This window comes from Pseudomonas sp. zfem002 (assembly GCF_032621685.1).
GTDB classification, from domain to species: domain Bacteria; phylum Pseudomonadota; class Gammaproteobacteria; order Pseudomonadales; family Pseudomonadaceae; genus Aquipseudomonas; species Aquipseudomonas japonica.
Window position 1 is genome coordinate 17544 of sequence record NZ_JAVYJH010000005.1, and the last position, 18308, is coordinate 35851.

The 18308-nt window shown below is 65.9% G+C and carries 19 protein-coding genes and 1 pseudogene; 9 read left to right on the forward strand and 11 right to left on the reverse strand.

The features are described from left to right. Positions 1-702: a 4'-phosphopantetheinyl transferase gene (locus RTI28_RS08815; protein ID WP_316920099.1), complete on the reverse strand. Its 702-nt coding sequence runs from the start codon at positions 700-702 to the stop codon at positions 1-3. Positions 703-887: 185 nt separating this feature from the next. Beyond that, positions 888-1676 carry a dienelactone hydrolase family protein gene (locus RTI28_RS08820; RefSeq protein ID WP_316920100.1) on the reverse strand — a complete coding sequence of 263 codons (789 nt, stop codon included), beginning with the start codon at positions 1674-1676 and terminating at the stop codon, positions 888-890. Between the two features lie 130 nt (positions 1677-1806). Between RTI28_RS08820 and RTI28_RS08825 the strand changes: the two genes are divergently transcribed. From RTI28_RS08825 to RTI28_RS08840, 4 genes are all read left to right on the forward strand, one after another. Continuing rightward, the gene (locus tag RTI28_RS08825) at positions 1807-2409 is read left to right on the forward strand and encodes a hypothetical protein (RefSeq protein ID WP_316920101.1); all 603 of its coding nucleotides are present in this window, start codon (positions 1807-1809) and stop codon (positions 2407-2409) included. Between the two features lie 74 nt (positions 2410-2483). Continuing rightward, positions 2484-3161: a response regulator transcription factor gene (locus tag RTI28_RS08830; protein ID WP_316920102.1), complete on the forward strand. Its 678-nt coding sequence runs from the start codon at positions 2484-2486 to the stop codon at positions 3159-3161. Then, positions 3158-4504, forward strand: coding sequence for an ATP-binding protein (locus RTI28_RS08835; protein ID WP_316920103.1), 1347 nt, complete (start codon positions 3158-3160; stop codon positions 4502-4504). The genes RTI28_RS08830 and RTI28_RS08835 overlap by 4 nt, the downstream gene beginning before the upstream one ends. A 318-nt stretch (positions 4505-4822) precedes the next feature. Then, the gene (locus RTI28_RS08840; protein ID WP_316920104.1) at positions 4823-6151 is read left to right on the forward strand and encodes a dicarboxylate/amino acid:cation symporter; all 1329 of its coding nucleotides are present in this window, start codon (positions 4823-4825) and stop codon (positions 6149-6151) included. Between the two features lie 93 nt (positions 6152-6244). Here RTI28_RS08840 and RTI28_RS08845 read toward each other — a convergent pair whose 3' ends face one another. Beyond that, positions 6245-6739: a SprT family zinc-dependent metalloprotease gene (locus RTI28_RS08845; protein ID WP_316920105.1), complete on the reverse strand. Its 495-nt coding sequence runs from the start codon at positions 6737-6739 to the stop codon at positions 6245-6247. Between the two features lie 131 nt (positions 6740-6870). Then, positions 6871-7470: a Yip1 family protein gene (locus RTI28_RS08850; RefSeq protein WP_042127776.1), complete on the reverse strand. Its 600-nt coding sequence runs from the start codon at positions 7468-7470 to the stop codon at positions 6871-6873. Positions 7471-7740: 270 nt separating this feature from the next. Here RTI28_RS08850 and ttcA point away from each other — a divergent pair, with 270 nt between their 5' ends. Then, a complete protein-coding gene (ttcA, locus tag RTI28_RS08855; protein WP_042127778.1) occupies positions 7741-8565 on the forward strand; it encodes a tRNA 2-thiocytidine(32) synthetase TtcA in 825 nt (274 codons plus the stop codon). 3 nt (positions 8566-8568) lie between these two features. Next, positions 8569-9240 carry a DNA-3-methyladenine glycosylase I gene (locus RTI28_RS08860; RefSeq protein ID WP_316920106.1) on the forward strand — a complete coding sequence of 224 codons (672 nt, stop codon included), beginning with the start codon at positions 8569-8571 and terminating at the stop codon, positions 9238-9240. 107 nt (positions 9241-9347) lie between these two features. Here RTI28_RS08860 and RTI28_RS08865 read toward each other — a convergent pair whose 3' ends face one another. The 3 genes from RTI28_RS08865 to arsC are packed head-to-tail and all read right to left on the reverse strand — an operon-like array spanning position 9348 to position 10712. Further along, positions 9348-9764, reverse strand: coding sequence for a DUF2069 domain-containing protein (locus tag RTI28_RS08865; RefSeq protein ID WP_316920107.1), 417 nt, complete (start codon positions 9762-9764; stop codon positions 9348-9350). Beyond that, on the reverse strand, positions 9757-10362 hold the full coding sequence (wrbA, locus tag RTI28_RS08870; RefSeq protein ID WP_042127785.1) for an NAD(P)H:quinone oxidoreductase: 606 nt from the start codon (positions 10360-10362) through the stop codon (positions 9757-9759). Before wrbA ends, RTI28_RS08865 begins: the two co-directional genes overlap by 8 nt. Further along, the gene (gene arsC / locus RTI28_RS08875; RefSeq protein ID WP_316920108.1) at positions 10359-10712 is read right to left on the reverse strand and encodes an arsenate reductase (glutaredoxin); all 354 of its coding nucleotides are present in this window, start codon (positions 10710-10712) and stop codon (positions 10359-10361) included. Before arsC ends, wrbA begins: the two co-directional genes overlap by 4 nt. Positions 10713-10798: 86 nt before the next feature. On the opposite strand from arsC, the gene RTI28_RS08880 reads away from it, so the two are divergent. Next, positions 10799-11263, forward strand: coding sequence for a TlpA disulfide reductase family protein (locus RTI28_RS08880; protein ID WP_316920109.1), 465 nt, complete (start codon positions 10799-10801; stop codon positions 11261-11263). A 40-nt stretch (positions 11264-11303) separates the two neighbouring features. Here RTI28_RS08880 and RTI28_RS08885 read toward each other — a convergent pair whose 3' ends face one another. From RTI28_RS08885 to RTI28_RS08900, 4 genes and pseudogenes are all read right to left on the reverse strand, one after another. Then, on the reverse strand, positions 11304-11726 hold the full coding sequence (locus RTI28_RS08885; RefSeq protein ID WP_401257124.1) for an META domain-containing protein: 423 nt from the start codon (positions 11724-11726) through the stop codon (positions 11304-11306). Beyond that, positions 11705-12142 (reverse strand): hypothetical protein, encoded by a 438-nt coding sequence (locus RTI28_RS08890; protein ID WP_316920111.1) that lies wholly within the window; start codon positions 12140-12142, stop codon positions 11705-11707. Before RTI28_RS08890 ends, RTI28_RS08885 begins: the two co-directional genes overlap by 22 nt. Positions 12143-12172: 30 nt before the next feature. Further along, positions 12173-13162: a 2-hydroxyacid dehydrogenase gene (locus RTI28_RS08895; RefSeq protein WP_316920112.1), complete on the reverse strand. Its 990-nt coding sequence runs from the start codon at positions 13160-13162 to the stop codon at positions 12173-12175. 67 nt (positions 13163-13229) lie between these two features. Further along, a pseudogene (locus RTI28_RS08900) lies at positions 13230-15983 on the reverse strand (response regulator). A gap of 171 nt (positions 15984-16154) precedes the next feature. Here RTI28_RS08900 and RTI28_RS08905 point away from each other — a divergent pair. After that, a complete protein-coding gene (locus RTI28_RS08905) occupies positions 16155-16871 on the forward strand; it encodes a response regulator transcription factor (protein WP_316920113.1) in 717 nt (238 codons plus the stop codon). A gap of 43 nt (positions 16872-16914) precedes the next feature. Then, positions 16915-18255 (forward strand): histidine kinase sensor domain-containing protein, encoded by a 1341-nt coding sequence (locus RTI28_RS08910; protein ID WP_316920271.1) that lies wholly within the window; start codon positions 16915-16917, stop codon positions 18253-18255. Positions 18256-18308 lie beyond the last annotated feature (53 nt).

The following is an 18308-nucleotide window of genomic DNA, read 5'->3' on the forward strand; positions in this document are numbered from 1 at the left end:
TCAGACCGCGATCAGGCTCAGCAACTGATCGTCCATCAGGCAGAACTGGCCGTGCAGCTCGCGGCCGTGATGCCACTGCGCCGACAGGTCGGTGAGCAGGCGCAGGCGCGCGCAGCCGTCGTCGGACCACTCCAGCACTTCGGCGTGTTCGAAATAGAAACGCTTGCGCACCAGCGGGTAGAGCGCCTTGAACAGGCTTTCCTTGAGCGAGAAGGTCAGGGTCACGGTGAGGCCCGTGCGCGTCGGGTCGAGGCGCTGCAGTTCGTCGGCGGTGAGGATTTCTCCGGCCAGACGGGTCGCGCGCTCTTCGTCGAGGAGGCTTTCCTGGTCCAGTCCCAGCCCGGCGCAATCGCGCTTCAGCGCCACGACCGCGGCGGCCCAGCCCTTGCCGTGGGTGATGGAGCCGGCGATGTCGCTTGGCCAGATCGGCGCCCGGTCGTCACCGGTGGCGGGGCTGTAGTGGCGGCCATCGAGGCGCTGCAGCGCATCGCGGGCGCAGACCCGGCCGGCGAGGTACTCGGCCTGGCGCTTGGCCACCGAGCGTTGCAGGGCCGGTGTCTGTTCGATGGCGGCGCGCTGGAAGTCGTCGCTGGCCAGGTTGGCCGGATCGAATGCGCAACTGACCAGCACCGCGCCGGGGACCGGGCGCGGCAGGGGCCAGTGGTGCTGGAGGGGGGAGCAGCAGGTGGGGAGTCGGTTCATGGCGGGTATTGTGCCGCGAGGCGAGGATGGAATGAAGCGTCCGCGTCGGGTCCGTAGGAGCTGGCTTGTCGGAGTGCCGAACCACTGCGAAGGACCGCGCCAGCGGTCCCATTGTGGAGTCATCGGGGACCGCTTTGCGGTCCTTCGCAGGCAAGCCAGCTCCTACGGGCGCGTGAGGTCCTGGTTCAGAAGATCTTCTTGAAGAACGCCTGCAGATCCGCCCACGAGCTCTCGTCCGCCGCCTTGCTGTAGCCGATGTCCAGCCCGCCATGCTCGCCATGGCTCAGGCGATCCGCATCCGGGTTGGTGAAGCCGTGCTTGGCGCCCTGGATACTGACGAACTCGTAGGTCGCCCCCGCCGTATCCATTTCCTTCTTGAAGTCCAGCACCTGCTCAGGCGTGACCATGCTGTCCGCCGCGCCGTGCTCCACCAGGACCCTGGTTTTCACGCTGCCGGGCGTGGCCGGCGTGCTGGTCACCAGCGCCCCGTGGAAACTCGCGACCCCGGCCAGGGGCTCGCCGCGCCGCGCGGCATCCAGCACCACCTTGCCGCCGAAGCAATAGCCGATCGCGGCGATGCGCGCCTTGTCGGTCTGTGGCTGCAGCTTGAGCAGCTCGACCCCGGCGTCGAAACGCTTGGCCGCCGCGCCCGGATCCTTCAGCGCCGTCTGCATGAAGCTCATGGCATCGGCCGGATGCTCGGTGGTCTTGCCGTCGCCATACATGTCGATGGCCAGGGCGCTGTAGCCCAGCGCGGCGAGGTCGCGGGCGCGGCGCTTGGCGTAGTCGTTCAGGCCCCACCATTCATGCACCACCACCACGCCGGGGACCGGGCCCTTCACCGCGTCGTCGTAGGCGTAGTAGCCGACCAGACGCTTGCCGTCGGCGTCCTGGTAGGGGATTTCTCGGGTTTGCACGGCGGCCTGGGCCAGTCCGGCGGCGCCCAGCAGCGCGGCAGCGATCAGCATGCGCATGGTCGGTACTCCTTTCGACAACGTTCGATGCGTTCAGCCTGGGTTCAGGCGGGGTTCAGCGGCGGTTCAGCGCCGGCTTCTTAATCTAGCCCCATCAACCCAACCGCGCATCATCGTGGAGAACATCAGCATGAAAAGCCTCAACACTCTGCTCGCCGCCATGACCTTCCTCGGCGCCAGCATGGCCGTCCAGGCCGCGGACGATACCTTCGCCAGCGTCACCTACGGCCAGACCAGCGACAAGGTGCGCAAGTCCGGCCTGCTCGACCGGAGCATCGGCCACGTCAACAGCGACGGCATCATCGGCAAGGACGACACCTGGGGCGTGCGCCTCGGCCGGATCAACGACGATGGTCGCTACTACGCCACCTACGACAACGTCTCCGGCACCCACAATGGCCTGAAACTGCGTCAGGAAAATCTGCTCGGCAGTTACGATCTGTTCTACCCGCTGAGCAACAGCACCAAGCTCTTCGGCGGCGCCAGCGCCGGCCTGACCAAGCTGACCCAGGACTCTCCGGGTGCCAGCCGCGACAGCGACATCGGCTACGCGGTCGGCCTGCAGGGTGGTGTGCTCCAGCAAGTCAGCGACAATGCCTCGGTCGAGCTGGGCTACCGTTACCTGCGCAGCAATGCCAGTACCGAACTGGCCGAACACGCCGGCGACAAGCTCGGCTCGCTGCGCCTGACCAGCAGCGCGCAGACCTACCTGTCGGCCAACTACAGGTTCTGATGTCGCGCTGCCTGAACCGGCCCCTGGCCGGTTCACTGTTATTCTGCGTACCCGCATCGCAAGAGGAGCGTTCGATGAAATTGCTGGTGGTCGAGGATGAAGCGCTGTTGCGCCACCACCTCCAGAGCCGTCTGAGCGAAGGCGGTCATGTGGTCGAGGCGGTGGGCGACGCCGAGGAGGCGTTGTACCAGGCCGGGCAGTTCAATCACGACCTGGCGATCATCGACCTGGGCCTGCCTGGCATGAGCGGCCTGGAACTGATCGGTCGCCTGCGCGCGCTCGACAAGAGTTTTCCGATCCTGATCCTCACCGCCCGCGGCAACTGGCAGGACAAGGTCGAGGGCCTCGCCGCCGGGGCCGACGACTATCTGGTCAAACCCTTCCAGTTCGAGGAGCTGGAGGCCCGGCTCAACGCCCTGTTGCGCCGTTCCAGCGGCTTCACCCAGGCGACCATCACCGCCGGTCCGCTGCGTCTCGACCTGAACCGCAAGCAGGCCGTGCTCGACGAGCGGCCGCTGGCGCTGACCGCGTATGAATACCGCATCCTCGAATACCTGATGCTCCACCACCAGCAGGTGGTGGCCAAGGAGCGGCTGATGGAGCAGCTCTACCCGAACGACGACGAGCGCGACCCGAACGTCATCGAAGTGCTGGTCGGCCGTCTGCGGCGCAAGCTTGAGGGCGACTGTGGCTTCAGGCCGATCGATACCGTGCGTGGCCTCGGCTACCTGTTCACCGAGCGCTGCCGATGATCCGTTCGCTGCGCCTGCGCCTGATGCTGGCGGCTGCCGTGCTGGCGCTGCTGTTCATGCTGGCGCTGCTGCCGGCGCTACAGAAGACCTTCAGCCTGGCCCTGCAGGAGTCGATCGAGCAACGCCTGGCCTCGGACGTGACCACGCTGATTTCCGCCGCGCGGGTCGAGAACAAGCGCCTGATGATGCCGGTGTTGCTGCCGGACGAGCGCTTCAACCTCCCCGATAGCCGCCTGCTCGGCTACATCTATGACCGCGAGGGCCATCTGGTCTGGCGCTCGCGGGCCACCGCCAACGAGAACATCAACTACCAGCCGCGCTATGACGGGCGGGGCAACGAATTCGCGCGGATCCGCCAGGACGATGGCGAGGAGTTCTTCGTCTATGACGTCGAGGTCAAGCTGCTCGGCGGCCAGAGCGCGGCCTACAGCATCGTCGCCCTGCAGCCGCTGCGCGAATACCAGGAAACCCTGAGCGGCCTGCGCGAGCGCCTCTATCTCGGTTTCGGCGCCGCCCTGCTGGTGCTTCTGCTGCTGCTCTGGGCCGGCCTGACCTGGGGCCTGCGTTCGCTGCGGCGGATGACCGTGGAACTGGACGAGATCGAGTCCGGCACCCGCGAGGATCTCAGCGGCGAGCACCCGCGGGAGCTGCTGCGCCTGACCCGTTCGCTCAACCGCCTGCTGCGTGGCGAACGCGAGCAGCGCGGGCGCTACCGCGATTCCCTCGGCGATCTGGCCCACAGCCTGAAGACCCCGCTGGCGGTGCTGCAGGGCGTCAGCGAGAGCATGGCCCAGCGTCCCGCGGAGCGTGAGCAGGCGCGGGTGCTGCAGAGCCAGATCGAGCGCATGAGCCAGCAGATCGACTACCAGTTGCAGCGCGCCAGCCTGCGCAAGAGTGGCCTGGTCCGGCACCGGGTGCTGCTGCGCCCGCTGCTGGAAAGCCTGTGCGGCACCCTGGCCAAGGTCTATCGCGACAAGCAGGTCGCGGTCGACTACGCCGTGGCCGACGATGCGCGCGTGCCGATGGAGCAGGGCGCGTTGATGGAACTGCTCGGCAACCTGCTGGAAAACGCCTGGCGCCTGTGCCTGGGGCAGGTGCGCATCAGCCTGCATCACCAGGGCGGTGCCCTGGAACTGTGTATCGAGGACGATGGCCCTGGCGTGCCGGAGGACCAGCGCGAACGCATCCTCCAGCGCGGCGAGCGACTGGATCGCCAGTATCCGGGGCAGGGCATCGGCCTGGCGGTGGCCAAGGACATCATCGATAGCTACGACGCCCGTCTCACCCTCGGAGATTCGCCCCTGGGCGGCGCGGCCTTCCGTATTCGCTTTGCCCCCGACTGAGATGGCCGAGCGATTCGTCCGACAGAAATTTCCCTGCATTTCGTAGGCGGATAACCGCCAACCTGGCTTGGCGAAATTCCGCCCCGGGCGGAAATCCGCCAACTCACATCCCCCGCATTGCCACCTGTTTGTGCAGGAAAGCCCAGTAAACACGGGGCCTGCACCGCAAAAGCGCAAATTGGCACCCGGCTTGCTATTACCTCCGCAGAGTTCTGCCACGCAGCTCGACACAACAAATCCCTCCAGTGCAGGAGGGTTCGCGATTCAGGTGCCACGTGTCCTGGGAAGGACCGGCCGGTGCCCTTGAGGAACATAGCCATGACGACAGCCCGTCAGCCACTGTACAAATCGCTGTATATCCAGGTACTGGTAGCGATCACCATCGGTATCCTGCTCGGTCACTACTACCCTGAAGCCGGCGTTGCCCTGAAACCCCTGGGTGACGGCTTCGTCAAACTGATCAAGATGGTCATCGCACCCATCATCTTCTGTACCGTGGTGAGCGGCATCGCCGGCATGCAGAGCATGAAGTCGGTGGGCAAGACCGGCGGCTACGCGCTGCTCTACTTCGAGATCGTCTCCACCATCGCCCTGATCATCGGCCTGGTCGTGGTCAACGTGGTCAAGCCGGGCGCCGGCATGCACATCGACGTCTCCACCCTGAACGCCAGCAGCGTGGCCGCCTATGCCGCCGCCGGCGCGCAGCAGACCACCGTCGGCTTCCTGCTCAACGTGATCCCGGCCACCGTGGTCGGCGCCTTCGCCAACGGCGACATCCTGCAGGTGCTGATGTTCTCGGTACTGTTCGGCTTCGCCCTGCATCGCCTGGGTGACTACGGTCGTCCGGTACTGGAGCTGATCGACCGCTTCGCCCATGTCATGTTCAACATCATCAACATGATCATGAAGCTCGCGCCGATCGGTGCCTTCGGTGCCATGGCCTTCACCATCGGCCAGTACGGCGTCGGTTCGCTGGTGCAACTGGGCTACCTGATGGCCTGCTTCTACATCACCTGCATCCTGTTCATCCTGGTGATTCTCGGCGGTATCGCCCGTGCTCACGGCTTCAGCGTGCTGAAGCTGATCCGCTACATCCGTGAAGAGCTGATGATCGTGCTGGGTACTTCCTCCTCGGAATCCGCCCTGCCGCGCATGCTGACCAAGATGGAGCGCCTGGGTGCGAAGAAATCCGTGGTTGGCCTGGTGATCCCGACCGGCTACTCGTTCAACCTCGACGGCACCTCGATCTACCTGACCATGGCCGCGGTGTTCATCGCCCAGGCCACCGACACCACCATGGACATCACTCACCAGATCACCCTGCTGCTGGTGCTGCTGGTGGCTTCCAAGGGGGCTGCCGGCGTCACCGGTTCGGGCTTCATCGTCCTCGCCGCGACCCTGTCTGCCGTGGGGCACCTGCCGGTGGCCGGCCTGGCGCTGATCCTTGGCATCGACCGCTTCATGTCCGAAGCCCGCGCCCTGACCAACCTGATCGGCAACGCCGTTGCCACCGTGGTAGTGGCCAAGTGGGTCAAGGAGCTGGACGAAGACAAGCTGCAGAAAGAGCTGGCTTCCGGTGGTTCGCCGCTGACCGAGACCCGTCCGCTCGACGACCTGGGCGTGGCTGAAGGCCCGGCCGTTCGCTAAGCCTTCGCGCTGATGCAAGAAAGCCCATCTTCGGATGGGCTTTTTCGTTTGGCGTTGCCAGTGATGAGGCCGGCCGGGTTCAACGGAAAACCATTACTCCACGCGAACTTCCCCGGTAAACACCAGGGTCTGCCGGCACCGCCGACACAGATAGCGCCGGCCCTTGCCCACCAGCCCATGGCGCTGCGCGGAAAACGGGAAATCGCTGCCGGCACAGGGGCAACGGTAGATATAGCGGGCCACCGTGCGACGCTGCACTTCGTAGTTGTGGCACCGGTTCGGCGGCAGTTCATAGACCCCGCGCATGATCAGTTGCCATTCCTCGCCATGGGGCTGGATGCGGTCGCCGAACAGCTGGTGGGCGATCATGTGCGCGACTTCGTGGGCCACGGTCTGGCGCAGGAAATCCTCGCGGTTCTCGCGGTACAGCTGCAGGTTGAAGCGCAGCAGGTTCTCGTGCAGGTGTGCGACACCGGCCTTCTGTCCGCGCAGCTTGAAACTGACCACCGGGCGGGTGAAGGGGCGTTTGAAAAACGCTTCGGCTTGTTTGTAGCAGTCTTCGACGCGGGATGTGAGCAGCTCTGGCATGCGTGACGGTACTCCTGAGCGGCCGATTATGCCGCAACCGGCGAAGCGCCGCCGAGACCATTGGTCCGCGGACGAAATCGGGCCGCCTTGCGGCGGCCCGAGGTATTGCCCCTATGTTGTCGGCGTTTTTTCTAGTTGGTGTAGACGGGCCCCACGCCCAATCCCCAGGTGATCACGGTGAAGGCCATGATGGCGACCAGCACCACCAGGCCCACCGCCAGTACCGAACTCGAGAACAGGAAGCCTTCGTCGGACGGAATGTTCATGAAGGTCGGCAAACCGACGTACAGCAGGTAGACCGTGTAGCAGATGGCTGCCGTGCCGATGATCATCCCCAGCCACAGGTGTGGGTAGAGTGCCGCCAGGCCGCCGATGAACAGCGGGGTGGCGGTGTAGGTGGCGAACGCGATGCATTGCGCCAGGCTCGGATTGGCATCGTAGGTGCGCGCCATCCAGTGGATGAAGGCGCCCATGACCGCAACGCCGGCGAGCATGGCCAGGTACGACATGATGGTCATCCACAGCGCGCTCTCCATGGTCAGCATGACCGGAGCGCGATCGCCGATGACCCAGCCGACCTGGGTGGTACCGATGAACGCCGACACCGCGGGAATCGCCGCGAGTATCAGGGTATGGGTGAGGTACATGTGGCTGATGGATTCCTCCTCGCCACGAATCTCCCGCCATTCCTGGTCAGGATGGGTGAACAGCCCTACAACGTGATGGATCATGCCAATCACTCCTACGTCGTTTCCAATCGCCCCCCAGCGGAGCGCTTGCTAGCCCGCAAGGCACGGGCCGGACAGGACAGGCCGCTATTGGTGCGGTCTTATGTCGCAGTATAGGAAGGCGTTCGCCGCGCAAATCCGCTTTTTTAGAGCAAATCGCGCTGTCAGGCGCTGGCTTGATTTCCTCGCAGTCTTTATCGGATTGGCCTGCCCCCGGCCCCGGTTTATGCGTAAAATACGCGCCTTTTGTCACACCTCGCGGATTCAAGCGCCATGGGCACCCTTTCGGTCAACCAGAACAAACTGCAAAAACGCCTGCGCCGCCTCGCCGGCGAAGCCATCACCGACTACAACATGATCGAGGATGGCGACAAGGTCATGGTCTGCCTGTCCGGCGGCAAGGACAGCTACACCATGCTCGATGTTCTGCTGCACCTGCAGAAAGTGGCGCCGATCAAGTTCGACATCGTCGCGGTGAACATGGACCAGAAGCAGCCCGGCTTCCCCGAGGAAGTGCTGCCGGCCTACCTGGCGACCCTGGGCATCGAGTACCACATCGTCGAGAAGGACACCTACTCGGTGGTCAAGGAACTGGTCCCGGAAGGCAAGACCACCTGCTCGCTGTGCTCGCGCCTGCGCCGCGGCACCCTGTACACCTTCGCCGACGAGATCGGCGCGACCAAGATGGCCCTCGGTCACCACCGCGACGACATCGTCGAGACCTTCTTCCTCAACATGTTCTTCAACGGCACCATGAAGGCCATGCCGCCCAAGCTGCGTGCCGACGACGGGCGCAACGTGGTGATCCGCCCGCTGGCCTACTGCTCGGAGAAGGATATCCAGGCCTACTCGGACATGAAGGAGTTCCCGATCATCCCGTGCAACCTCTGCGGCTCCCAGGAAAACCTGCAGCGTCAGGTGGTCAAGGAGATGCTGGTGGAGTGGGAGCGCAAGTCGCCTGGACGTACCGACAGCATCTTCCGCAGCCTGCAGAACGTGGTGCCGTCGCAACTGGCCGACCGCAACCTGTTCGATTTCACCAGCCTGCGCATCGACGAGAGCGCCACCCCGCGTTTCCTCGACGTGCTGAACATCTGACCCATGCGCGATTACCAGTGGCTGCATGAGTACTGTCTGAACCGCTTTGGCTCCGCCGCGGCGCTGGAAGCCTATCTGCCGCAGCCGAAGAGCCCGGCGCAGTTGCGCGCCATCGGCGACGACCGCTACCTCTCGACCCTGGCCCTGCGGGTGTTTCGTGCCGGGCTCAAGCACAGCCTGGTGGATGCCAAGTGGCCGGCGTTCGAGGAGGTGTTCTTCGGGTTCGATCCGGAGAAGGTGGTGCTGATGGGCGCCGAGCACCTTGAGCGGCTGATGCAGGACAGCCGCCTGATCCGTCACCTGGGCAAGCTCAAGAGCGTGCCGCGCAACGCGCAGATGGTGCTGGACGTGCAGAAGGAGAAGGGCAGTTTCGCCGCGCTGATCGCCGACTGGCCGGTGACCGACATCACCGGTCTGTGGAAATACCTGGCCAGGCATGGCAACCAGTTGGGTGGTTTGTCGGCGCCGCGCTTCCTGCGCATGGTCGGCAAGGACACCTTCATTCCGACCGATGACATGTCAGCGGCGCTGATCGCCCAGGAAGTGATCGACAAGAAGCCCACCAGCCAGCGCGATCTTGCGTTGGTGCAGGAGGCGTTCAACCAGTGGCATGCAGAAAGCGGGCGACCGCTGTGCCAGTTGTCGGTGATGCTGGCGCATACGGTCAACCACTGATTTTTCTGTTGCTTTCGAGGCCTCATCGCTGGCAACGCCCGCCACAGGGGCCGCGGTGCACGCGATACCTGTGGGAGCTGGCGTTGCCAGCGATGAGGCCCTTGAGGTCAGGCCACACCTTCTCCCGCCACCCGCCGGTCGAACTGGAAGCGCCAGCGGATATACAGCAGCGCACTGACGAACAACGTCAGGCTGATCACCACCTCCAGCCAGCCGAACAACGCCCGGCTCGGGTCGAACGCCGCCTCCACCCCGGTGATGAAATACAGGTTGAGCACGAAGCACATCCAGGCATGTGCCCGCGCGCTGCCGCCGATCATCCCCGGTGCCACCAGCGCCAGGGGCAGCAGCTGGATGCCGAGGATCACCCAGGGCCGGGCGCCGTGCAGGTCGGTGAAGAACAGCGTATTGACCACCAGCAGCGCCACCAGGCTGGCGAAGGCCGCCAGGCTCAGGGCGCGGGTCAGGCGCACCCGTGGGGTCAGCCACTCCAGCGGCGGAAGGATCTTCGGCTTTTTAGCCACGCCCGTTCTCCAGCAGCTTCGCGGTCGTCGCCAGGCGCTGGCCGAGGGCGCGGCACAGGGTGATCTCGTCGGCGTCCAGGTCACGCTTGCCATCGGCGCCGGCGTGGTGGCTGGCGCCATACGGCGTGCCGCCGCCCTTGGTCTCGATCAGCGCCGATTCGCTGTAGGGCAGGCCCATGATCAGCATGCCGTGGTGCATCAGCGGCAGCAGCATCGACAGCAGGGTCGATTCCTGGCCGCCATGCAGGCTGGCGGTGGAGGTGAACGCCGCCGCCGGCTTGCCCACCAGGCCGCCGCTCAGCCACAGGCTGCTGGTGCCGTCGATGAAGTACTTGAGCGGCGCGGCCATGTTGCCGAAGCGGGTCGGGCTGCCGAGAGCCAGGCCGGCGCAGTTGCGCAGGTCGTCGAGGGTGGCGTACAGGGCGCCGGTCGGTGGAATCGCCGGGGCCACCGCTTCGCACTCGGTGGAAATCGCCGGCACGGTGCGCAGGCGTGCCTCCAGTCCGGCCAGCTCGACGCCGCGGGCGATCTGCCGGGCCATCTCGCTGGTGGAGCCATGGCGGCTGTAGTAGAGGATCAGGATGTACGGCTGGCTCACGGCAGGATCTCCAGCACTTTCTCCGGAGGACGGCCGATCACGGCCTTGTCGCCGACCACCAGGATCGGCCGTTCGATCAGCTTGGGATGCGCGGCCATGGCGGCGATCAGTTGCTCGTCGCTCAGCGCCGGGTTGGCCAGGTCGAGGCTCTTGTACTCGTCTTCACCCGTGCGCAGCAGCTGGCGTGCGCCGATGCCCAGCTTGCCGAGCAGGGCCTTGAGGGTCGCTGCGTCCGGCGGGGTTTCCAGGTAGCGCACCACGTCAGGGTTGAGGCCGCGTTCTTCGAGCAGTTCCAGCGCGCCACGGGATTTCGAGCAGCGCGGGTTGTGGTAGAGCGTCAGGTCGGTCATGTCAGGGTCGCATCCAGCTGTGAGTGGCGGGTATTCTAACCGCAGCGAATTGGCATTTTGCCTGAATCTTGAAGAAGGATTGACCCATGACAAGGCGTTTGGCGGCAGCCCTGGCCATCAGCATGAGCCTGGTGCTCGGTGGTTGCGGTGCGGACTACGGCCTCGACCAGAACGGCAACACGGTGAAAGCCGAGCAACTCGAGGGGCGCTGGGTAGTGCTCAACTACTGGGCCGAATGGTGCGGCCCGTGCCGGGTGGAGATTCCCGAGCTGAACAGCTTCGCCAAGGACTGGCAGAGCCAGGGCGTGACCGTGATCGGGGTGAACTTCGATGGTCTGCAGGGTGAGGAACTGAAGAAGTCCACCGAGACCATGGGCATCGGCTTCACCGTGCTCGCCGAGGATCCGGCCGAGCGTTACGAACTGCCGCGTGCCGAAGGCCTGCCGGTGACCTACATCATCGACGGCAAGGGCAAGGTGCGTGAGCAGTTGCTGGGCGAGCAGACGGCGGCGGGGCTGGCGGAGAAGATCAAGGCGCTCAAGGGCGCCTGATCGCGGTGTATTCGGGGGCCGCAACGCGGCCCCATGCGTCTCAACCCTCTTCAGGCCAGAAGCGCAGCGGCTTGCCCTCGGCCGGCCAGAAGCGGATCTGCTCGATCGGCGAGATATCCCAGCGCTGTACCGTCGCCAGGGCCTCGAAGAAGCGTTTTTCCTGCTCCATCAGCGCTGGCGCGCAGAGCTTGCGGGTGCTGCCGATGCTGCCGAAGCTGAGCCTGTCGCCCTGCAGCTGGTACTGCGCGAACCAGTGGTTGCAGCCGCCGTTGCCATAGGCCCGGCCATCCTCGGCGAGGGTCAGGGTCAGGTGGCTGTAGTCCATCAGCGGACGCTCGCCGATCCACTCCAGTACATAGCTGCGCTCGCGCTGCAGCTTCACCGGCTCGGCCGCGCAGCCCGCCAGGGCGGCAAGTGCCAGAGCGCTCAAAACCAGGTTTTTCACTGCGCCTGCTCCCGGCATTGCGGGCACAGGTGCTTGTCGCCCTTGCTCAGCCAGCCCAGCTCGGCGATACGCGCCACGGCGGCCGGCTGCTCGGCTTTCTTGCCCAGCGTGGTGTCCACGGCGAATTCGAAGTCCAGCGTTGCCTGGCAGCCATCGCAGTTGACCTGCCACTGATGAATCGCCAGCTCGCCGAAGACCGGACCGGCCGCCATCGCGACCCACTGGCCGCGCGGGTTGATCAGGTGACGGACGCTGTCGACGGTGAGGCGCATGGACAGGTCCCTGCTGCCTTTGAGGGTAACCAGCAGGACGTCGCCTTTCTGGATCGAGCCGCCGTTGCCGGTGACCTGGTAACGGCCAGGCACCAGCGCGCGGCATTCGATCAAGGTGTGTTGCGGGTTGAAGAGGGTGTAGCGGAAATCGTGTTCGACCATGGGGCCTCCAAATTTGCCGCGTATCCTACCTTATCCCTCCACCAGATTCTGCGGCTCGCCGACCATCCATCGGGCGATGTTGTCCAGGGTCGTACCAGCGATGGCGGCCAGCGCCTCGCGGGTCAGGAAGGCCTGGTGCGCGGTGACGATGACGTTGGGGAAGGTCAGCAGGCGCGCCAGCACGTCGTCCTGCAGGGGCTGGTCGGAGCGGTCCTCGAAGAAGATCTGCGCCTCTTCCTCGTACACATCCAGCCCCAGGTAGCCGAGCTGACCGCTCTTCAGCGCCTCGATCAGCGCCGGTGTGTCCACCAGGGCGCCGCGTCCGGTATTGATCAGCATGGCGCCCGGCTGCAGGTCGGCCAGGCTCTGGATATTGATCAGGTGGCGGGTCTGCGGAGTCAGCGGGCAATGCAGGCTGATGATGTTGGAGCGGCGCAACAGCTCGTCCAGCGCCACATAGCGCGCACCGAGGGCGATGACATCCGGGTTCGGGTAGGGATCGAAGGCCAGCAACTGGCAGCCGAAGCCGGCCATGATGCGGGCGAAGGCCAGGCCGATCTGCCCGGTGCCGACCACGCCGACGGTCTTGCCGTGCAGGTCGAAGCCGGTCAGGCCATGCAGGCTGAAATCGCCTTCGCGGGTGCGGTTGTAGGCGCGGTGCAGACGGCGATTCAGCGACAGGATCAGCGCCACCGCGTGCTCCGCCACCGCATGCGGCGAATAGGCCGGAACCCGCGTGACGGTCAGGCCCAGGCGCCTGGCGGCGGCCAGGTCGACATGGTTGTAGCCGGCCGAGCGCAAGGCGATCAGGCGCGTGCCGGCGGCGGCCAGGCGTTCCAGCACCGCTGCCGAGAGGTCGTCGTTGATGAAGGCGCAGGCCACTTCGTGGCCGGCGGCGAGCACCGCAGTGTCCTCGTTCAGGCGGGCGGGCAGGAAGTGCAGCTCCAGGTCGTCCACTGCTGGGGCGGCGTTGAAGCTGTCCTGGTCGTAGGTCTGGCTGCTGAAGAACAAGGCGCGCATGGTCGGGCTCCGCAATGATCGAATGGCCCAGTGTAGCCAAGCCCGGCGCACCGGGCTTTGTCGCAGGTCAGGCGCTCTGGCGTGCGGCGTGGGTCAGGCGATCGATGGCCCGCTCGAGGTCGTCGAGGGATTGCTGGGCTTGCGGATCGTCCTGCTTGAGCAGGGTTTCGCTGCGCTGGCAGGCGGCGCGCTACTGTGGCACGCCACAGTAGCGGGTGGCGCCGTTGAGGCGGTGCACACGCTCGATGGTCGCGGCGCGGTCACCGCTGTCGCGGGCCGCGCGAATCGCCTGGCGATCGGACTCCAGCGAGGCCAGTAGCATCGCCAGCATGTCTGCGGCCAGGTCCGGCTTGCCGGCGGCCAGGCGCAGGCCTTCTTCCGGATCCAGCACCTTCAGCTCGCTGTTGCCGTGATGATGGCTGGCGCTGCGCTCGTCGCGGACGACATTGACCGGCAGGCCGGTCCATTTCTGCAGGACCTGGGCCAGTTGCCGGTCGCTGATCGGCTTGGTCAGGTAATCGTCCATGCCGCTGTGCAGCAGGGCGCGTTTCTCGTTGGCCATGGCGTGCGCGGTCAGCGCCACGATGGGCAGCGCCTGGCCGCCCTGGCCGGCTTCCCAGCGGCGGATCTGCTCGGTGCACTCGCGACCGTCCATGCCCGGCATCTGTACGTCCATCAGCACCAGGTCGAAGCTGTCCTGCTGCACTGCCTTGATCGCCGCCTTGCCGCTGTCCACCGCCAGGACCTCGGCGCCGAGGTCTTCCAGCAGGGTCTGCACCAGCAGCAGGTTGGCCGGGTTGTCGTCGACGCACAGCACCTTGCGCAGGCGCTGGCCCTGGACGGTCTTGACCTCGCCCTGGTAGCGCCGTGGCTGGATCAGTTCGATCAGCGCGCGGCGCAGTTTGCGCGTGCAGGCCGGCTTGGCGTAGAGCTGGCCGTGGGCGTTGGGCAGATACGGGTGGTACAGCGCCTGCTCGGTGGTCGGGCAGAGCACCAGGGCCTGGCAGGAGAACTGCTCCAGGCGCTGGATCAGCTGGCCGAGGCGGTCGGGCGGCAGGTCGTGCAGGTTGACCCCGAGCACCGCCAGCTCGAACGGCTGCCCGGCCAGGTGCGCGGCCTCGACTGCGCCGAGCAGTTGCTCCGGCGAATTGAAGGTGCTGACCGTCAGGCCGCAATCCTCCAGTTGATGCTCCAGCGCCTGGCGGGCCAGCTCGTGGTTGTCGGTGATCGCCGTACGCCGCCCCCGCAGGGCCGGCAGCGGTTGGTCCTCGCTGCTGTCGCGGGCCTTGGGCAGGCTCAGGCTGATCCAGAACTGCGAACCTTCGCCGGGCGTGCTGTCGACGCCGATCTCTCCGCCCATCTGCTCGATCAGGCGCTTGGAGATCACCAGGCCCAGGCCGGTGCCGCCGGGCTGGCGCGACAGCGAATTGTCGGCCTGGCTGAAGGCCTGGAACAGCGCACGCACGTCCTGGGCGGAAAGGCCGATGCCGGTGTCCTGGATGCAGATGCGCAGCTGCACCGAATCCTCGCGCTCGTCCTCGAGCATGGCGCGGGCGACGATGGTGCCCTCGCGGGTGAACTTGATCGCGTTGCTCACCAGGTTGGTGAGGATCTGCTTGAGCCGCAGCGGGTCGCCGATCAGCGACAGCGGCGTGTCGCGGTAGACCAGGCTGACCAGTTCGAGCTGCTTGGCGTGGGCCGCCGGGGCGAGGATGGTCAGGGTGTCCTGGATCAGGTCGCGCAGGTTGAACGGAATGCTCTCCAGCACCAGCTTGCCGGCCTCGATCTTGGAGAAGTCGAGGATCTCGTTGATGATCCCCAGCAGGCTGTCGGCGGACTTTTCGATGGTGCCGAGGTAGTCGTGCTGGCGCGGGGTCAGCTCGCTTTTCTGCAGCAGGTGGGTGAAGCCGAGGATGCCATTGAGCGGCGTGCGGATCTCGTGGCTCATGTTGGCGAGGAATTCGGACTTGATCCGGCTCGCCTCGATGGCTTCCTTGCGCGCCATGTCCAGCTCGATGTTCTGGATCTCGATGGTTTCCAGGTTCTGGCGCACGTCCTCGGTGGCCTGGTCGATGCTGTGCTGCAGCTCTTCGTGGGCGTTGTGCAGGGTTTCGGCCATGCGGTTGATGCCAGCGGCCAGTTCGTCCAGCTCGTAGCTGCCCATGGCGCTCAGGCGTTCTTCCAGGTTGCCGTCCTTGAGCTGGCTGACTGCATGCTTGATCTGCCCGATCGGACCGTTGATCGCGCGGCTCATGCGCAGGGCCAGGAGCGAGGTGGCCATCAAGCCGATGAGAATCAGCAGCAGGCTGGCGAACAGGCTGCGGTAGCCGCGCAGCAGGGTGCTGCCGTGGGCGATCTCGATTTCCACCCAGCCCAGCAGGCGCTCGGCCTCCTGCGGCACGGGGTCGTCGGCGAGGTCGCGATGATGGCCGAAAACCGGCAGCAGGTAGCGCGTGGCGTCGCTGCCGGAGCGTTGCAGCATCTGCGTGCCGCCACCGGCGGGCGGCATGTTGAGCATGCTCGGCCCGGCATGGGCCAGGTTCGCGCGATCGGCGCCGAGGAAGGACACCGCGCGCACGTCGGCCTGTTCCAGCGTCTGTGCGGCGATGCGCTCCAGCTGCGCGCGGTCCTTGCGCGCCAGGGCCGGACCGGCCAGCGGCGCCAGGCTCTCGGTGATCATCCGGCCGCGTTGCAGCAGCTGGGTCTGCAGCTCGTTCTGCTGCAGCCAGGTGAAGTAGCTGCCGAGCACCAGTGCCATGGCCGCGGCGGGGACCACGGCGAGCAACAGCACGCGAGTCCTGATTCCAAAACGATTCAGCACGCCGGTCTCCTGTGTCTGCTCCGCGCTGGGTGGGAAGAAAGCTACCGCGACTGTGGCGCTAATGCACTATCGCTCTGTGTCGGCGGCGTGCGCCCTTGTACGCGGGTCGAGTTGCCTGGGGGGAGGGGAATGCTCAATAATTGCGCAATTGAGAATTGCTAGCAGCCGCCAATGAGTCCCGCCGTGATCCGCAATCCCAACATTCTCGCCATCGAGGACGACCCGGTGCTCGGTGCCTATCTGCACGAGCAGTTGCAGCGTAGTGGTTTTCTCGTGACCTGGTGCCGCAATGGCCGGGACGGGCTGGAGCAGGCGCGCGAGCGGCATTTCGATGTGGTCCTGATGGACATCCTGCTACCCGGAATGACCGGTCTGGACGCCCTGGTGCAGTTGCGTGAGCGCAGCAGCACGCCGGTGATCATGATGTCGGCGCTGGGCGCCGAGGCCGACCGCATCACCGGTTTCCAGCGCGGCGCCGACGATTACCTGCCCAAGCCGTTCAGCATGGCCGAGTTGCGGGTGCGCATCGAAGCCATCCTGCGCCGGGTCGATCTGGAACGGCGTTTCTCGCCGCTGAGCAAGGCCCCGAGCAGCGAGCTGCGCTTCGACGACGAGGCCAGCGATGTCTGCCACGCCGGCCAGTGGGCGGGCCTGACGCCCAGCGAGTACCGCCTGCTCGATACCCTGCAGCGCAGCAACGACGAAGTGCTGAGCAAACCCTTCCTTTATCAGCACGTCCTGCAGCGCGGCTATTCGCGACACGACCGCAGCCTGGACATGCACGTCAGCCAGATTCGCCGCAAGCTCAAGGCGATCGGCTATCTGGAGCGCCAGGTGCGCACCGTGTGGGGCCAGGGCTATGTCCTGAGCGCTGGCGAGGAGCAGTGAGGTGCCCAATCGTCACTCGCTGTTCTGGAAACTGGCGATCCTCATGGTGGGTTTCTGCCTGCTGTTGATCGGCCTGACCCTGTCCTGGGGCCGCCATATGGAAGTGCGCAACGCTTATCTGGCGCCACAGGCGCGGACGCTGCTGGAGGGTTACGCTGCCGAGGCCGAGCGGGCCCTGCAGAGCGGCGGGACGGCGGGTGTCGATCTGTGGCTGAGCGGCATGCGTGAGCGCGAAAGCGGGTTCATCGGCGTGATCGGTCCGGACCTGCAACCCCTGGGCAGCCTGCCGCTGACCGATGCCGAGGTCATGCGCCTGACCAACCTGCGCGGCCTCGATCGGCCGATCAGCCGCCACTCTGCCACCGCACCCTGGATGCGCGTGCCATTTCCCGATGATTCCGCCCTCGGCAGCCTGGTGATCGAACTGCCGCAGCGGCTGATCCCCGACCGCTGGAACCTGCTGTTCTGGCGCATGGTCACCAATGGCCTGATTCCCGGTCTGCTGACCCTGCTGTTCTGCGTCGGCCTGTACCGCATGCTGATCCGTCCCCTGCACCAGTTGCGCGACCAGGCCAATGCCTGGCGCGCCGAGCGCCTCACCGCGCGGGTGGCCAGCGCCACCACCAGCCGCGGCGACGAGTTCGGCGAGCTGGGGCGCGCCTTCGATGACATGGCCGAGCGCCTGCAAAGCACCGTGGCCCTGCAGCAGCAGTTGCTCCGCGACCTGTCCCATGAACTGCGCACGCCGCTGAGCCGGCTGCAGGTCGCCAGCGACAGCGAACAGGATCCGGCGCGCCTGCGCGAGCGTCTCGGCCGCGAAGTGGAGGGCATGCAGCGCCTGGTGGAAGACGCCCTGCAACTGGCCTGGCTGGATGCCGAACGGGCGCCGCTGGCCTGCGAGCCGATCGAGATCGCCGCGCTGTGGGAAATGCTCTGCGAGGACGCCTGCTTCGAAACCGCCTGGCCGCGGACGCAACTGCACTGCGAGCTGGACGGCGACTGCTGGGTCCAGGGCCACCTCAACAGCCTGGCCCAGGCCCTGGAGAACATCCTGCGCAACGCCATCCGCCATTCCCCGGGGCATGGCCGGATCCGGCTCGGCGGCCAGCGCCAGGGCGAGCACTGGCTGATCTGGCTGGAGGACGAAGGCGGCGGAGTGGACGAGGCGGAACTGGAACGCATCTTCGCCGCGTTCACCCGACTCGATGGCTCGCGGCCGGGTGACGGCGGCTTCGGCCTGGGCCTGAGCATTGCGCGCAATGCCGTGCAGCGCCAGGGTGGACGGCTGTGGGCGCAGAACACGGGGCGCGGCCTGCGCCTGAATCTGCGCCTGCTGGCGGTGCAGACCCCCGAGCTGGTCCAAGGTTATAGCGATCGGCTATAAGCCCCGCATATTGCGTGATATGGAGCGGGACGGTTTGCCGGTATGATAGGCGG

Excerpts from the sequence above, each read along its gene's own strand:
- RTI28_RS08815 (WP_316920099.1), bottom strand. The coding sequence starts at position 702 with ATGAACCGACTCCCCACCTGCTGCTCCCCCCTCCAGCACCACTGGCCC.
- RTI28_RS08820 (WP_316920100.1), bottom strand. The coding sequence starts at position 1,676 with ATGCGCATGCTGATCGCTGCCGCGCTGCTGGGCGCCGCCGGACTGGCC.
- RTI28_RS08825 (WP_316920101.1), top strand. The coding sequence starts at position 1,807 with ATGAAAAGCCTCAACACTCTGCTCGCCGCCATGACCTTCCTCGGCGCC.
- RTI28_RS08830 (WP_316920102.1), top strand. The coding sequence starts at position 2,484 with ATGAAATTGCTGGTGGTCGAGGATGAAGCGCTGTTGCGCCACCACCTC.
- RTI28_RS08835 (WP_316920103.1), top strand. The coding sequence starts at position 3,158 with ATGATCCGTTCGCTGCGCCTGCGCCTGATGCTGGCGGCTGCCGTGCTG.
- RTI28_RS08840 (WP_316920104.1), top strand. The coding sequence starts at position 4,823 with ATGACGACAGCCCGTCAGCCACTGTACAAATCGCTGTATATCCAGGTA.
- RTI28_RS08845 (WP_316920105.1), bottom strand. The coding sequence starts at position 6,739 with ATGCCAGAGCTGCTCACATCCCGCGTCGAAGACTGCTACAAACAAGCC.
- RTI28_RS08850 (WP_042127776.1), bottom strand. The coding sequence starts at position 7,470 with ATGATCCATCACGTTGTAGGGCTGTTCACCCATCCTGACCAGGAATGG.
- ttcA (WP_042127778.1), top strand. The coding sequence starts at position 7,741 with ATGGGCACCCTTTCGGTCAACCAGAACAAACTGCAAAAACGCCTGCGC.
- RTI28_RS08860 (WP_316920106.1), top strand. The coding sequence starts at position 8,569 with ATGCGCGATTACCAGTGGCTGCATGAGTACTGTCTGAACCGCTTTGGC.
- arsC (WP_316920108.1), bottom strand. The coding sequence starts at position 10,712 with ATGACCGACCTGACGCTCTACCACAACCCGCGCTGCTCGAAATCCCGT.
- RTI28_RS08880 (WP_316920109.1), top strand. The coding sequence starts at position 10,799 with ATGACAAGGCGTTTGGCGGCAGCCCTGGCCATCAGCATGAGCCTGGTG.
- RTI28_RS08885 (WP_401257124.1), bottom strand. The coding sequence starts at position 11,726 with ATGCCGGGAGCAGGCGCAGTGAAAAACCTGGTTTTGAGCGCTCTGGCA.
- RTI28_RS08890 (WP_316920111.1), bottom strand. The coding sequence starts at position 12,142 with ATGGTCGAACACGATTTCCGCTACACCCTCTTCAACCCGCAACACACC.
- RTI28_RS08895 (WP_316920112.1), bottom strand. The coding sequence starts at position 13,162 with ATGCGCGCCTTGTTCTTCAGCAGCCAGACCTACGACCAGGACAGCTTC.
- RTI28_RS08905 (WP_316920113.1), top strand. The coding sequence starts at position 16,155 with ATGAGTCCCGCCGTGATCCGCAATCCCAACATTCTCGCCATCGAGGAC.
- RTI28_RS08910 (WP_316920271.1), top strand. The coding sequence starts at position 16,915 with ATGGTGGGTTTCTGCCTGCTGTTGATCGGCCTGACCCTGTCCTGGGGC.